A 14,023-nucleotide genomic window follows, 5' to 3' on the forward strand; every position below is an offset into this window, starting at 1 on the left:
GGTCTTTCCGGTGAGCGCTGGAGTGCGACAAGGCCTGCATCCGCTGGACTGGCTGGCCGCCGGACTGCTCGCCGTCGGCCTGCTCAGCGTGGCCACAGGTCTGCTGCCGACGGCTCCCGCCGGGGATGCGATGGAGCGCATCGGGCCTCTGCTGGTCTTCCTCGGTTCGGTCATCGTCCTCGCGGAGTTGACGGGCAAGGCCCAGGTCTTCGACGTCGTCGCCACCTGGGTGGCCCGCGCGGGGCGCGGCAACTACCTGCTGCTGTTCGGGCTCTGTGTGCTGTTCGCCTCCGTCACCACCATCACGCTGAACCTGGACACCACGGCGGTACTGCTGACCCCGGTGATGCTGGCACTCGCCACGCGTGTCGGCATCGCCGCCGTACCGCTGGCGATGACCACGGTCTGGCTGGCGAACACGGCCAGCCTACTGCTGCCCGTGTCGAACCTGACGAATCTGCTCGCCGCGGACCGGGTCGCGCTGTCGCCGGCCGAGATGGCCGTAACGATGTGGGCGCCTCAACTGGCCTCCATCGCCGTCACCATGGCGTGCCTGTGGGCTTTCTACTGGCGGCGCGGGCGCCGGGACGAGGTCCGTTACACGCCACCGCCGGCGCCGAAGACGGACGACCCGGTGCTGTTTCGTGTCTGCGCGCTGGCGTGTGCGGGTTTCCTGCTGGCGATCCTGCTCGCCGACGTACCGCTGTGGTCGGCGTCCCTGACGGCCGCGCTGATCGTGGTGGTGGCGTTTGCGCTGCGGAGCAGGGCGGATCTGAGGCTGTCCCTGATGCCGTGGCGGCTGCTGGTGCTGGTGCCGGGGATGTTCCTGGTGGTGGAGACGGTCAACTCCAACGGGCTGCACGCCCTGCTGACGGCGGCGATCGGATCCGACAACGGCATCGTCGGCATGCTGCGCTCGGCAGGCGTCGGCGCGGGCGTGTCCAACGTCCTCAACAACCTGCCCGCCTACATGGCGGGCGAGGCGGCCGTACCGGAGGCCAATCACCACCAGCTGCTGGCCCTGCTCATCGGCGTCAACGTGGGCCCGGTGGTCACGCCGTGGGCCTCGCTGGCGACGCTGCTGTGGTTCGAACGCTGCCGCTGGCACGGCACGAGCATCGACCTGGGCCGTTTCCTGGGCACCGGCCTGGTCCTCGCGGTCTCGGCCACGCTGGCGGCCACGACGACGCTGGCACTGGTCGCCTAGGGCGGTCGGCCGGGCCGGTTTCTCTACGGCGTGCGCGGCAGCGCCGCCGCCACCTCCCTCAGTACGTACTCCAGCGCCGCGCCCTTCGCCGCGACAAAGCTGCGGCCTTCGTCGGGCCCCGCGAAGCCCGGCCGGAAGGGCTCCCCGGTCAGCGTGCGCAGCTCCACTCCCGCCTCGGCGGCGAGCAGCGCCCCGGCGGGGAGGTCCACGCCCTCCGCGCGGTAGCCGACGAACCCGTCGATCGTTCCGCGGGCCAGCATGCTCCAGCCCAACAGCGGTGCCCACAGCTGCAGTACGCGCCGGCAGCGCCGCTCCAGCGCCCCCCGCAGGGTCACCAGCCGTGTGTCGCCGCGGTCCACGGCGTGCCCCTGGGTCCAGGCCAGCACGGGCCCCGACTCCGGTACGCCGCCGCCCGGCCCGGTCAGCCGGCCCCTGGGGCCGTACGCGCCCTGCCCGGCGACGGCGCGCCAGGTGTGGCCTGTGACCGGTTCGTGCACGACCCCGACCACCGGTGTGTCACCGATGCACAGCCCGATGCCGACGACGAACGACGCGAGGCCGATCGCGATGTTGTTGCTGCCGTCCAGCGGGTCGACGAGCCAGGTGCGGCTTCCGTCGGCGCCCAGCAGCCCGGCTTCTTCGGACAGGACGCGGTCGTACGGGAAGTGGTGCTGCAGCCGAGTGAGGACGATCTTTTCGGCCGCCAGGTCGAGATCCGTCACGACATCGCCGTTCTCGCCCTTCGTACGCACCTGGAACACGTCGGGGAAGCGGCCCCGCAGCATGCCTCCCGCCTCTTCCGCCGCCGCGACGGCCACCTTCAGCTCGCGGGCGAAGGCCTCTCCGGAGGGGTCAGGCACGCTGTTCGGCATGGATCCTCCTGAGAGCCCGGCGGACGGTCCGCTCGGTCTGTCCGGTGTCGCACAGTTTGCGGGTGGTCCGTGCCGGGCGGCCGTCGAGCGGCCCGAGCGAGAGATCCACCCGTCCCGGCAGCGACAGCCCGAGCACCAGGGTGGCCGCGGGCCGTTCGGGCGCCACCACGGTGGCGTGGAACTCACCCGCTTCCAGGGTGTACGACTCCCCGCCGGAGCTGACGAGCTGCGGCCCCGGCTCGCTGCGCACGAGCCAGGACGTGGGACGGACCTCGTCGACCCCGTCCGGCCCGCTGTGCACTTCGAAGACCCGGTGTGTCGGGGACGATCCCCCGTCGCGCACCCGTACCGGAAGGTTGGCCACCCTCCCGTACAGCACATGACTGCGCAGCTCCCAGCTGTGTGCGTGCATGGGCGCCGCGCCCGGCTCGGCACGAGTGCCGGGCTCGAAGAGGTGTACGCAGATGCCGCGCGGGCCCTCCCTCAGCAGAGGCAGGCACAGAAAGCCGAGCGGGTGCCGCACGGCACGCAACTGCCGCTTGCCCGAGACGATTTCCTCCAGGGCGGCGGAAGCACTGACGCGAGGGGCGAGGGTTGCTCCACCCTCCGCGAGGGCCTGTTCGAGCTCGTCGTAGTCCATGGGGCCGCGCCTGTCGGCGCCTCACCTCCGGTAAGGGTCCTCCGCGTGCAGGGCCTTTTCGATGATCTCGCCGATGTCGCCGTCGGAGAAGACGCGAGGGAGCTGCAGCCTCAAGTCGTCGAAAAGCACACGTACTTCGTCGACCGTGGGCTCCAGTCCGAGCGGTGAGGCGACACGCAGGTCGAGCACAGTGGCCTGCTCCCTGCTCTGGTGCAACTCGGTTACGTAGTAGTCGTAGAGCGGCTGCCCCCGCTCGATCAGAAGGTTGACCCGGGACGTGTCGTCCTGGGTGACGATCAGGCAGGATTCGGACAGGTCGAACCGCAGGGTCGGCACGGCGGACGACAGATGCACGCTCATTTCGAGCGTGGTCAGCTGCCGCTGGTACCAACAGGCGGCCAACACCGTCGCGTACGACTCCTTGCGCACCCGGTCCGCCGTCCAGGCACCGGCCGTGCCGGCGCTTCTCTGCCCGGCGAACATCTGCCGGAAGCGGGCGTACGCGGCGCACGCCCTCTCGTCCGCCGGGTTCACGATGTCGATCTTCACATTCAGCTGTGAGCGCTGCTCCTTGGCGGCGGCCACGCACTGCGGAAGCGTGACGGCCCGCAGAAACGTGCCGGTGCCGCCCTTGAAGTACCAGAGGTTCGTACGCTGGCGGGCCTTGCGCAGGGCCTCGCCCACCTCGTTGCCCGACAGGGAACGCACCATGGCGAGGTCTTCGAGCGCGCGCCGGGTCCCCGCCATCGCCTCGTGAATGCTGGCGGGCTGACGGACCCGCTCCACGATCGACCCGAGCGCCAGGGCGCCGAGCACGACCAGGGTGGCCCCGGAGGCGACATCGTCGGTGATGACGTCGCCGAAGATGTCCAGGAACCCGATCGTCAGGGCAACGGCCGCCGCGACGACCACATCCATGTTCTTCAGGACCCAGGCAATGGACCGCTCGAGACGGCCCACGCGCGCTGCCATATGCGTACCTCTCCCCCGTGGTGCTCCGATGGTAGGAGACACACCTGCGGACCCGCCAGAGCACTCGATGGCCAGTACCGTCAACTACCGATCATCTGCGGGCAGTTGGTCCTAGACTCGACGCATGAGAGTCGGACTGCGCTGGGCCTGGCAGAACATCGACGGAACCCTCTCGGTACTGCTCGCGGCAGCGGTCAGCGTGCTCGGAGTCACGGAAACCGTCTCCGACGGCATGCTGCAGAACGCCATCGCGCTCACCCTTGCCGTACTCGCCTTCACCATGCTGCGCGACCGCTCGAAGGCACAGCGGCAGACGGCGGCGCTGGAACAGCTGACCCGCATGGAACCTGAAATCGCCCGCATTCGCGGCACCTTGGAGGAGCTTCCGGAGGTCACGATCCTGACGGGCCAGGAGATCACCCAGGCCCTGCGCGCGGCCAGGGACAACACCGACCGCTGGTACTTCAAGGGCTCCACGGCGACGTACGTCCGCGCCGTCACGCTCCCGGAATGCGTGGACAGCGCGCGCCGGGCGCAGCGCAAGCTGGATGTGGGGCTGGAGATCCTTGACCCGACGGACCTCGCGCTCTGCCAGCAGTACGCGGATCTGTTCCGCTCGCTGTCCACGGGGCCGGACTCCGACCAGCATTCCTGGACGGCGGACGGCACACGCAGGGAGCTGTACGCGACGATCCTCGCGGCCTGCTGGCATCTGCACCGCTACCGGCTGCTGGACATCCGTATCGGCCTGACTTCGTCGATCAGCACGTTCCGCTGGGAACTGTCGTCCAGCGTCCTGATCATCACCCAGCGGGGGCCGCAGTTCCCGGCGATGATGATGCGCCGCGGCCGGGCGCTCTACAACTCCTGGAGCACGGAGCTGGACCAGAGCCTCAACCAGGCCCGCGCGGTGCCGCTGCGGGAGGCCCGGCATCTGCCACTGTCCGCCGTGCCCACGCCGGAGGAGGTCCGGGCGCTGTTCCTGACACTGGGGATGGCACTCCCGGACACGTACACGGACGACGACCTGCGCGACCTGTCCAGCAAGGCCGTCAGGGAACCGGACCCGTACCGCCAGCCGGCGTAGGCCGAACGTGCCGCGGCGCCTGCCGTCGTCCGGTCGGGGACAAGGCAGGCGCCGCGTTCTTCCGTACAACGCTGTACGGACGTTCTTTGGGGTGTGTACGTCAGACCGTCAGCGCACGGTCCGTCGGCTTCACCGGGGCCGGCAGTTCGCTGGCCCCCGTCAGGAACCGGTCCACGCCACGCGCCGCCGAGCGGCCCTCGGCGATCGCCCACACGATCAGCGACTGGCCGCGGCCCGCGTCGCCCGCGACGAAGACGCCGTTGACGTTCGTCGCGTACTCCGCGTCGCGCGCCACGTTGCCGCGCGCGTCGAGCTCCAGGCCGAACTGCTGGACCAGGCCGTTCTCCTGGTCCGTGCCCGTGAAGCCCATCGCCAGGGTGACCAGCTGGGCGGGGAGCTTGCGCTCGGTGCCCGGCTTCTGCTCCAGCTTGCCGTCCTTGAACTCCACCTCGACGAGGTGCAGGAACTGGACGTTGCCTTCCTCGTCGCCCTCGAAGTGGGTGGTGGAGACGGAATAGACCCGCTCGCCGCCCTCCTCGTGCGCGGAGGTGACCTTGTACAGCATGGGGAAGGTCGGCCACGGCTGGTTGGCGTTACGGTCCTCGCCCGGCCTGGGCATGATCTCCAGCTGGGTGACGGAGGCCGCGCCCTGGCGGTGGGCGGTACCCACGCAGTCCGCGCCCGTGTCGCCGCCGCCGATGACCACGACGTGCTTGCCCTCGGCGGTGATCGGGGAGACCGTCAGGTCGCCCTCCTGCACCTTGTTGGCGAGCGGCAGGTACTCCATCGCGAAGTGGATGCCGTTCAGGTCGCGGCCCGGGACGGGCAGGTCGCGGGAGACCGTCGCACCGGCGGCGATGACCACCGCGTCGTAGCGACGCCGCAGCTTCGCGGCGTCGATGTCGCGGCCGATCTCCACCTCCGTACGGAACTTGGTGCCTTCCGCACGCATCTGCTCGATGCGCCGGTTGATGTGCACCTTCTCCATCTTGAACTCGGGGATGCCGTAGCGCAGCAGCCCGCCGATGCGGTCGGCGCGCTCGTACACCGCGACCGTGTGACCGGCCCGCGTGAGCTGCTGGGCGGCGGCCAGACCCGCCGGGCCCGAGCCGATGACCGCGACGGTCTTGCCCGACAGACGCTCGGGCGGCTGCGGCGTGACGTCGCCGTTGCCCCACGCCTTGTCGATGATCGAGACCTCGACGTTCTTGATGGTGACGGCCGGCTGGTTGATGCCGAGCACGCACGCCGACTCGCACGGAGCCGGGCACAGCCGCCCGGTGAACTCCGGGAAGTTGTTCGTGGCGTGCAGGCGCTCGGACGCCGCCGCCCAGTCCTCGCGGTAGGCGTAGTCGTTCCACTCGGGGATGAGGTTCCCGAGCGGGCAGCCGTTGTGGCAGAACGGAATGCCGCAGTCCATGCAGCGCCCGGCCTGCTTGCTGATGATCGGCAGCAGGGAGCCGGGAACGTAGACCTCGTTCCAGTCCTTGACGCGCTCACCGGCGGGGCGGGTCTTGGCGACCTCGCGTCCGGTGGTCAGGAAGCCCTTGGGGTCAGCCATTGGTCGCCGCCTCCATCATCTTCTCGGTGGTCTCCTGCTCGGAGAGACCGGCGAGCTCAGCGGCGTCCTTGGCGGCGAGCACTGCCTTGTACGTGGACGGGATGATCTTGCTGAAGCGGGTCACCGCGGTGTCCCACTCGGCCAGCAGCTTTGCGGCGACCGTGGATCCGGTCTCCTCCTGGTGGCGGCGCACCACGTCGTGCAGCCACACCTTGTCGACGGGGTCGAGTTCCTCGACCGCACCGGCGTTGCCGGAGTTGACGTTGTCCGGGTCGAGGTCAATGACGTACGCGATGCCGCCGGACATGCCGGCCGCGAAGTTACGTCCGGTCTCGCCCAGGACGACCGCCTTGCCGCCGGTCATGTACTCGCAGCCGTGGTCGCCCACGCCCTCCGAGACGACCGTGGCACCGGAGTTGCGGACGCAGAAGCGCTCACCCGTCCTGCCGCGCAGGAAGAGCTCGCCACCCGTAGCGCCGTAGGCGATGGTGTTGCCCGCGATTGTCGAGTACTCGGCGAGGTGGTCGGCGCCACGGTCCGGGCGGACGATGACGCGGCCGCCCGAAAGGCCCTTGCCGACGTAGTCGTTGGCGTCGCCTTCGAGCCTGAGCGTCACACCGCGCGGGATGAAGGCGCCGAAGGACTGGCCGGCCGACCCGGTGAAGGTGATGTCGATGGTGTCGTCGGGCAGGCCCGCACCGCCGAACTTCTTCGTCACCTCGTGGCCGAGCATGGTGCCGACGGTCCGGTTGATGTTGCGGATCGCGACCTGCGCGCGGACCGGCTCTGCGGCCTCCGCGCTGTCGGCGGCCAGGGCGTCGGCGGCGAGCTCGATCAGCTCGTTGTCCAGCGCCTTCTCCAGCGCGTGGTCCTGGACCGTGATCTGGTGGCGGACCGCGCCTTCCGGAAGCTCGGGGACGTAGAAGAGCGGCTCCAGGTCGAGGCCCTGCGCCTTCCAGTGGTCCACGGCCGCGTCGGTGTCGAGGAGTTCGGCGTGACCGACGGCCTCTTCGAGCGTACGGAAGCCGAGCTCGGCCAGCAGCTCGCGCACTTCCTCCGCGATGAACTGGAAGAAGTTGACGATGTACTCGGCCTTGCCGGAGAACCGGTCGCGCAGGACCGGGTTCTGCGTGGCGATGCCGACCGGGCACGTGTCCAGGTGGCAGACGCGCATCATGACGCAGCCGGAGACGACGAGCGGCGCGGTCGCGAAACCGAACTCCTCGGCGCCGAGCAGCGCGGCGATGATGACGTCGCGGCCGGTCTTCAGCTGGCCGTCGGTCTGGACGACGATGCGGTCGCGCAGGCCGTTGAGCAGCAGGGTCTGCTGGGTTTCGGCGAGGCCGAGCTCCCAGGGACCGCCCGCGTGCTTCAGCGACGTCAGCGGGGAAGCGCCCGTTCCGCCGTCGTGGCCGGAGATCAGCACGACATCGGCGTGCGCCTTGGACACACCCGCCGCGACCGTACCGACACCGACCTCCGACACCAGCTTCACGTGGATACGCGCGGCCGGGTTGGCGTTCTTGAGGTCGTGGATCAGCTGAGCCAGGTCCTCGATGGAGTAGATGTCGTGGTGCGGCGGCGGCGAAATGAGCCCCACACCCGGAGTCGAGTGCCGGGTCTTGGCGACCCACGGGTAGACCTTGTGGCCGGGCAGCTGGCCGCCCTCGCCGGGCTTGGCGCCCTGCGCCATCTTGATCTGGATGTCGTCCGCGTTGACCAGGTACTCACTGGTCACGCCGAAGCGGCCGGAGGCGACCTGCTTGATCGACGAGCGACGCGCCGGGTCGTACAGACGCTCCGGGTCCTCGCCGCCCTCGCCGGTGTTGGACTTGCCGCCCAGCTGGTTCATGGCGATCGCGAGGGTCTCGTGCGCCTCCTGGGAAATGGAGCCGTACGACATGGCGCCGGTGGAGAAACGCTTGACGATCTCGGATGCCGACTCGACCTCGTCGATCGAGATGGCCTCGCGACCGCTCTTGAAGCCAAAGAGCCCGCGGAGCGTCATGAGGCGCTCGGACTGCTCGTTCACGCGCTCCGTGTACTGCTTGAAGATGTCGTACCGGCGGTTGCGCGTGGCGTGCTGGAGACGGAAGACCGTCTCCGGGTCGAAGAGGTGCGGCTCGCCCTCGCGGCGCCACTGGTACTCGCCACCGATCTCCAGCGCGCGGTGCGCGGAGGGGACACCGGAGGCGGGGTACGCCTTGGCGTGCCGGGCGGCGACCTCCTTGGCCACCACATCGAGACCGGCTCCGCCGATCTTGGTCGCCGTGCCGTTGAAGTACTTCTCGACGAAGGCCTCGTCCAGGCCGACGGCCTCGAAGACCTGCGCGCCCCGGTAGGAGGCGACGGTCGAGATGCCCATCTTCGACATGACCTTGAGGACGCCCTTGCCGAGGGCGTAGATCAGGTTGCGAATGGCCTGCTCGGGCTCGGCGCCCTCGATGAACGTGCCCGCGCGGACCAGGTCCTCGACGGACTCCATCGCCAGGTACGGGTTGACGGCGGCCGCACCGAAACCGATGAGCAGCGCGACATGGTGCACCTCGCGCACATCGCCGGCCTCGACGAGCAGCCCCACCTGGGTGCGCTGCTTCGTACGGATCAGGTGGTGGTGCACGGCGGAGGTGAGGAGCAGCGACGGGATCGGCGCGTGCTCGGCGTCCGAGTGCCGGTCGGAGAGCACGATCAGGCGGGCGCCCGCCTCGATGGCGGCGTCGGCCTCGGCGCAGATCTCCTCGATACGGGCGGCCAGCGCGTCGCCGCCACCGCTGACGCGGTAGAGACCGGCGAGGGTGGCGGCCGTCAGACCCGGCATGTCGCCGTCGGCGTTGATGTGTATGAGCTTGGCCAGCTCGTCGTTGTCGATCACCGGGAACGGCAGCGCGACATTGCGGCAGGTCGCCGCGGTCGGCTCCAGGATGTTGCCCTGCGGGCCGAGCGCGGAACGCAGCGAGGTGACGAGCTCCTCGCGGATGGCGTCCAGCGGCGGGTTGGTGACCTGCGCGAAGAGCTGGGTGAAGTAGTCGAAGAGCAGCCGGGGCCGCTCGGAGAGGGCTGCGATCGGCGAGTCCGTACCCATGGAGCCGAGCGGCTCGCCGCCGGTACGGGCCATCGGCGCGAGGATGACGCGCAGCTCTTCCTCGGTGTAGCCGAAGGTCTGCTGGCGGCGGGTGACGGAGGCGTGCGTGTGCACGATGTGCTCGCGCTCGGGGAGGTCCTCGAGCTCGATCTCGCCGGCTTCCAGCCACTCCTTGTAGGGCTTCTCGGCGGCGAGACCGGCCTTGATCTCGTCGTCCTCGATGATGCGGTGCTCGGCGGTGTCGACGAGGAACATCTTGCCGGGCTGCAGGCGGCCCTTGCGGACGACCTTCGCGGGGTCGATGTCGAGGACACCGACCTCGGAGGACAGCACGACGAGCCCGTCGTCGGTCACCCAGTAGCGGCCCGGACGCAGACCGTTGCGGTCGAGTACGGCACCGACCTGGGTGCCGTCGGTGAAGGTGACGCAGGCCGGGCCGTCCCAGGGCTCCATCATCGTGGAGTGGTACTGGTAGAAGGCGCGGCGGGCCGGGTCCATGGAGTCGTGGTTCTCCCACGCCTCGGGGACCATCATCAGCACCGCGTGCGGCAGCGAGCGTCCACCCAGGTGGAGCAGCTCCAGTACCTCGTCGAAGGACGCGGAGTCCGAGGCGTCGGGCGTACAGACGGGGAAGATGCGCTCCAGCTTCTCCGCACCGCTGTGTCCATTGTCGGCAGAGCCGAACGCGTCGGAGGCCAGCTGGGACTCACGGGCACGCATCCAGTTGCGGTTGCCCTTGACCGTGTTGATCTCGCCGTTGTGCGCGACGAAGCGGTACGGGTGGGCGAGCGGCCAGCTCGGGAAGGTGTTCGTCGAGAAACGCGAGTGGACGAGCGCGACGGTCGTGGCGCAGCGGCGGTCCGACAGGTCGGGGAAGAACGGCTCCAGCTGCCCGGTGGTGAGCATGCCCTTGTAGACGATCGTCCGGGCGGAGAGCGAGGGGAAGTACACCCCGGCCTCACGCTCGGCGCGCTTGCGCAGTACGAAGGCCTTGCGGTCCAGGGCCAGGCCCGTGTTCGTACCGTCCGCCACGAAGATCTGGGAGAAGGCCGGCATCGTGGCGCGGGCGCCGTTGCCGAGCAGGGAGGGCGTGACGGGGACCTCGCGCCATCCGAGGACGTTCAGCCCTTCCTCGGCGGCGATCGCCTCGATCTGCGCGACGGCCTGTGCGGAGCCGTCGGCAGGGAGGAAGGCGATACCGACGGCGTACGCCCCGGCCTCGGGGAGGTCGAACTCGGTGACCTCGCGCAGGAAGGCGTCGGGCACCTGGAGCAGGATTCCGGCACCGTCGCCGGAGTCGGGCTCGGAGCCGGTGGCACCGCGGTGTTCGAGGTTGCGCAGCACGGTCAGCGCCTGCTCGACCAGCTCATGGCTGGCCACCCCGGTAAGGGTGGCCACAAAGCCGACGCCACAGGCGTCGTGCTCATTACGGGGGTCGTACATCCCCTGCTGGGCGGGGCGACCGTCCATGGGCGACCAGGCGTCGGAACGCATCGGCACTCCCGTCGTCGTCGTGGCATAAAGAACTACCGAGGGACGACGTTGGCCCTCCGCGAAATTTCGTGCAGGTTACATGATGGCTGGCTTCTCGCGAGGTGGATAGCTCATTCCAGCATGCGGACACCGCCCATAGCGGTGGAGGTGGGGCAAGGCGGACAGACCGACATCCGTCCGGTCGTCACAGAAGCAGGCTTCATTGCCTGCGGTGTTGTGGGCTCTTTCCCGGCGGTTAAGGAATCAAAACCACCGGGTAACAGACTAATTATGTGGAGCCCTGCATAGGGTCTCACCCTACGGCGGTTCCGAACAGTGCTCCAAGGGCGTAAGTCACACCGGCGGCGGCCCCGCCGAGCGCCAGCTGCCGCAGTCCGCTGAACCACCAGGACCGCGCCGTCACCTTAGCGACGAGCGCCCCGCAGGCAAAGAGCCCGACGAGCGCGAGCAGCACGGCCGGCCACAGTGAGGCGGCCCCGAGAAGATACGGCAGTACGGGCAGAAGGGCGCCCAGCGCGAACGCCCCGAACGACGATACGGCGGCGACCAGCGGCGAGGGAAGGTCGCTCGGGTCGATGCCGAGCTCCTCGCGGGCATGTATCTCCAGCGCCTGCTCCGGGTCCTTCGAGAGCTGCGTCGCGACCTCGCGCGCGAGCGCCGGTTCGACGCCCCGCGACCGGTAGAGCGCGGCCAGCTCCTCCAGCTCGTCCTTGGGGTGCTTGCGCAACTCGCACCGCTCGACGTCGAGTTCGGCCTCGACGAGCTCGCGCTGCGAGGCCACGGAGGTGTACTCGCCGGCCGCCATGGAGAAGGCACCGGCGGCGAGACCCGCGAGCCCCGTGATGACGATCGTCTGCTGCGACACGGCCCCGCCCGCGACGCCGGTCATCAGGGCCAGGTTGGAGACCAGGCCGTCCATCGCCCCGAACACCGCCGGGCGCAGCCAGCCGCCGTTCACGTCGCGGTGCGTGTGATTGTCGCGGTGCGCCTCGTGGAGCGTTGCCTCGGTCTCGATGATGGCCATGCTGTCCGGTTCCCCTCTCGCCGGAGCCGGTCCCTGTACGGGCCCCGGCTCCCCCCTCTCAACGTCTCCGAAAATACGCAGGATTTATTGCTCCCGCCAGCAAGGAAGGCCGTACTTACCAGGGCTCGGAGCACGCGAAAGGGCCGCCGGACCATGAGTGGTCCGGCGGCCCTGGGAGGCTGTTTCGGCGGTCAGGCCTTGTCGGCCGAAGCCCCGTCCTTCACGTCGGAATCGCCGTCCTCCGGGTCGGGGGCACCGTCCTGCGTGTCCTGCGTGTCGGGCTCGGCGTCATGCGCATCGCCCTTGGCCGCACCGTCGGTCTTCGGCTCGACGATCTCCTCGCGGCCCGGCCGGAGCTTCGCGGAGATCACGATGTACACGACCGCGAACACGAATACGACGATCGAGGTCCATACGTTGAGCCGCAGGCCCAGCACGTGGTGCGCCTCGTCGACGCGCATGTACTCGATCCAGCCGCGGCCGGCGCAGTACAGGGCGACGTACAGGGCGAAGACGCGGCCGTGGCCGAGCTTGAAGCGGCGGTCGGCCCAGATGACCAGCAGTGCGGCGCCGATGCACCACAGCGACTCGTACAGGAAGGTCGGGTGGTACAGGCCCGCCTCACGGTTCACGCCCTCGGAGATCTTGAGCGCCCAGGGCAGATCCGTCGGCTTCCCGTAGAGCTCCTGGTTGAACCAGTTGCCCCAGCGGCCGATGGCCTGCGCGAAGGCGAGGCCGGGGGCCAGCGCGTCGGCCCAGGCCGGGAGCGGGATTCCGCGGCGGCGGCAGCCGATCCAGGCGCCCACCGCACCGAGCGCGACGGCGCCCCAGATGCCGAGGCCGCCCTCCCAGATCTTGAAGGCGTCGACCCAGTTCTTACCCTCGCTGAAGTACAGCTGGTAGTCGGTGATGACGTGATAGAGACGTCCGCCGACGAGGCCGAAGGGCACCGCCCATACGGCGATGTCGGCCACGGTGCCGGCATTGCCTCCCCGGGCGACCCACCGCTTGTTGCCGTACCAGACGGCGACGAAGACGCCAATGATGATGCAGAACGCGTAGCCGCGGAGCGGGATCGGTCCGAGCTCGATCACACCGGTCGACGGGCTGGGAATGTAGGCAAGGTCCATGGCAGGGTCGACGCTACCCTGCCGGGCGGGGCGTACGGCAACCCACCCGGCAACGTCTGGGTAACGAGCCAGGTGCGCGGCCTATGGCGTGGCTGCCGGGCTCGGAGTCGGCGGCGTCGGGGGCGGGGTCGGGGTCGGGGTCGGGGACACCCTCCCCGGCTTCTTGCCCTTGTTCGCCTCGGCGACCCACTTCTTCAGGTTCTCGGGCGAGATCTGCTCATTTCCCTTCCGCGGGAAGATCGGCTCCCCGTTGAGCTGCACTGTCGGCGTCCCGCTGAAGTTGCCCTTCTGGAAGGCCTCATTGGACTTGCGCACCCAGCCGTCGTGCGTCCCGTTGTTCACGCACTGCCTGAACGTATCCGTGACGAGTCCGTCGACCTTGCCGGCCAGCTCGATCAGACGGGCGTTCTTGCCGAAGGCGTCATCGGTCTCGGGCGGCTGGTTCTGATACAGCACGTCGTGATACGGCGCGAACTTCCCGGCGTCCTGCGCGCACCCGGCGGCATTGGCGGCCCGCAGGGATCCGGTGCCGCCCAGGTTCCCGTCGATGAGCGTGGCCAAGTGGTAATCGGTCTTGATCTGGCCCGCCGCCTCCAGCTCATGGATCGTGTCCCGGAAGGCGTTCTCGAACTGGGCGCAGGCCGGGCAGCGGAAGTCCTCCCACACCGTGAGCGTGGACGGCGCGTCCTTCGCCCCCACGGGAATCGTCGGATCGCCCTTGGCGTCCGTGCCCTCGGGCGTCACGACAGGGCCCGCACTGTCGCCTCCGTCCGAGCCCGCGTTGGCGGCGATGAGCCCCACCACGGCTGCCAGGCCCAGCGCGGCGATCACGGCGGCGGCCACGATCAGTGTCCGCCTGCGCTTCTCGCGGGCCTTGTACGCCTCGCGCTCCTGAATGAGCCGCTCGCGGGCGGTTCGTTTTTCCTCACGGTTCTTGTCACTCACACCCGCAGC

The 14,023-nt window shown here is 69.3% G+C and carries 10 protein-coding genes; 2 read left to right on the plus strand and 8 right to left on the minus strand.

Annotated elements, in window-relative coordinates; translation table 11 throughout:
* Positions 1-10 precede the first annotated feature (10 nt).
* Positions 11-1,207: an SLC13 family permease gene (locus J7I98_RS01380; RefSeq protein WP_308377650.1), complete on the plus strand. Its 1,197-nt coding sequence runs from the start codon at positions 11-13 to the stop codon at positions 1,205-1,207.
* Positions 1,208-1,230: 23 nt separating this feature from the next.
* Here J7I98_RS01380 and J7I98_RS01385 read toward each other — a convergent pair whose 3' ends face one another.
* The 3 genes from J7I98_RS01385 to J7I98_RS01395 are packed head-to-tail and all read right to left on the minus strand — an operon-like array spanning position 1,231 to position 3,691.
* Positions 1,231-2,079, minus strand: coding sequence for an inositol monophosphatase family protein (locus J7I98_RS01385; RefSeq protein ID WP_214914783.1), 849 nt, complete (start codon positions 2,077-2,079; stop codon positions 1,231-1,233).
* Positions 2,060-2,719, minus strand: coding sequence for a hypothetical protein (locus J7I98_RS01390; RefSeq protein ID WP_214914786.1), 660 nt, complete (start codon positions 2,717-2,719; stop codon positions 2,060-2,062). The genes J7I98_RS01385 and J7I98_RS01390 overlap by 20 nt, the downstream gene beginning before the upstream one ends.
* 21 nt (positions 2,720-2,740) lie before the next feature.
* Entirely contained in the window at positions 2,741-3,691 is a 951-nt protein-coding gene (locus J7I98_RS01395; protein ID WP_214914789.1) for a hypothetical protein, read from the minus strand.
* Between the two features lie 124 nt (positions 3,692-3,815).
* Here J7I98_RS01395 and J7I98_RS01400 point away from each other — a divergent pair, with 124 nt between their 5' ends.
* The gene (locus J7I98_RS01400) at positions 3,816-4,778 is read left to right on the plus strand and encodes a hypothetical protein (RefSeq protein WP_214914792.1); all 963 of its coding nucleotides are present in this window, start codon (positions 3,816-3,818) and stop codon (positions 4,776-4,778) included.
* A 100-nt stretch (positions 4,779-4,878) separates the two neighbouring features.
* Here the strand turns inward: J7I98_RS01400 and J7I98_RS01405 are convergent, their stop codons facing one another.
* The 5 genes from J7I98_RS01405 to J7I98_RS01425 all read right to left on the minus strand — a co-directional run bounded on the left by J7I98_RS01405 (position 4,879) and on the right by J7I98_RS01425 (position 14,014).
* Positions 4,879-6,339, minus strand: a complete 1,461-nt coding sequence (locus tag J7I98_RS01405) for a glutamate synthase subunit beta (protein ID WP_214914795.1) — start codon at positions 6,337-6,339, stop codon at positions 4,879-4,881.
* Positions 6,332-10,915: a glutamate synthase large subunit gene (gltB, locus tag J7I98_RS01410; protein WP_214914798.1), complete on the minus strand. Its 4,584-nt coding sequence runs from the start codon at positions 10,913-10,915 to the stop codon at positions 6,332-6,334. The genes J7I98_RS01405 and gltB overlap by 8 nt, the downstream gene beginning before the upstream one ends.
* 292 nt (positions 10,916-11,207) lie before the next feature.
* Positions 11,208-11,939, minus strand: coding sequence for a VIT1/CCC1 transporter family protein (locus tag J7I98_RS01415; protein WP_214914801.1), 732 nt, complete (start codon positions 11,937-11,939; stop codon positions 11,208-11,210).
* A gap of 191 nt (positions 11,940-12,130) precedes the next feature.
* A complete protein-coding gene (lgt, locus tag J7I98_RS01420; protein WP_214914803.1) occupies positions 12,131-13,069 on the minus strand; it encodes a prolipoprotein diacylglyceryl transferase in 939 nt (312 codons plus the stop codon).
* Between the two features lie 81 nt (positions 13,070-13,150).
* Positions 13,151-14,014 (minus strand): thioredoxin domain-containing protein, encoded by an 864-nt coding sequence (locus tag J7I98_RS01425; protein ID WP_214914806.1) that lies wholly within the window; start codon positions 14,012-14,014, stop codon positions 13,151-13,153.
* Between the last annotated feature and the right edge of the window lie 9 nt (positions 14,015-14,023).

This window comes from Streptomyces sp. ISL-98 (assembly GCF_018614055.1).
GTDB classification, from domain to species: Bacteria; Actinomycetota; Actinomycetes; order Streptomycetales; family Streptomycetaceae; genus Streptomyces; species Streptomyces spiramyceticus.

What these genes read in the sequence shown, in the direction of transcription:
- J7I98_RS01400 (WP_214914792.1), top strand. Translation starts at nt 3,816, where the DNA reads ATGAGAGTCGGACTGCGCTGGGCCTGGCAGAACATCGACGGAACCCTC.
- gltB (WP_214914798.1), bottom strand. Translation starts at nt 10,915, where the DNA reads ATGCGTTCCGACGCCTGGTCGCCCATGGACGGTCGCCCCGCCCAGCAG.
- J7I98_RS01390 (WP_214914786.1), bottom strand. Translation starts at nt 2,719, where the DNA reads ATGGACTACGACGAGCTCGAACAGGCCCTCGCGGAGGGTGGAGCAACC.
- lgt (WP_214914803.1), bottom strand. Translation starts at nt 13,069, where the DNA reads ATGGACCTTGCCTACATTCCCAGCCCGTCGACCGGTGTGATCGAGCTC.
- J7I98_RS01395 (WP_214914789.1), bottom strand. Translation starts at nt 3,691, where the DNA reads ATGGCAGCGCGCGTGGGCCGTCTCGAGCGGTCCATTGCCTGGGTCCTG.
- J7I98_RS01415 (WP_214914801.1), bottom strand. Translation starts at nt 11,939, where the DNA reads ATGGCCATCATCGAGACCGAGGCAACGCTCCACGAGGCGCACCGCGAC.
- J7I98_RS01405 (WP_214914795.1), bottom strand. Translation starts at nt 6,339, where the DNA reads ATGGCTGACCCCAAGGGCTTCCTGACCACCGGACGCGAGGTCGCCAAG.
- J7I98_RS01385 (WP_214914783.1), bottom strand. Translation starts at nt 2,079, where the DNA reads ATGCCGAACAGCGTGCCTGACCCCTCCGGAGAGGCCTTCGCCCGCGAG.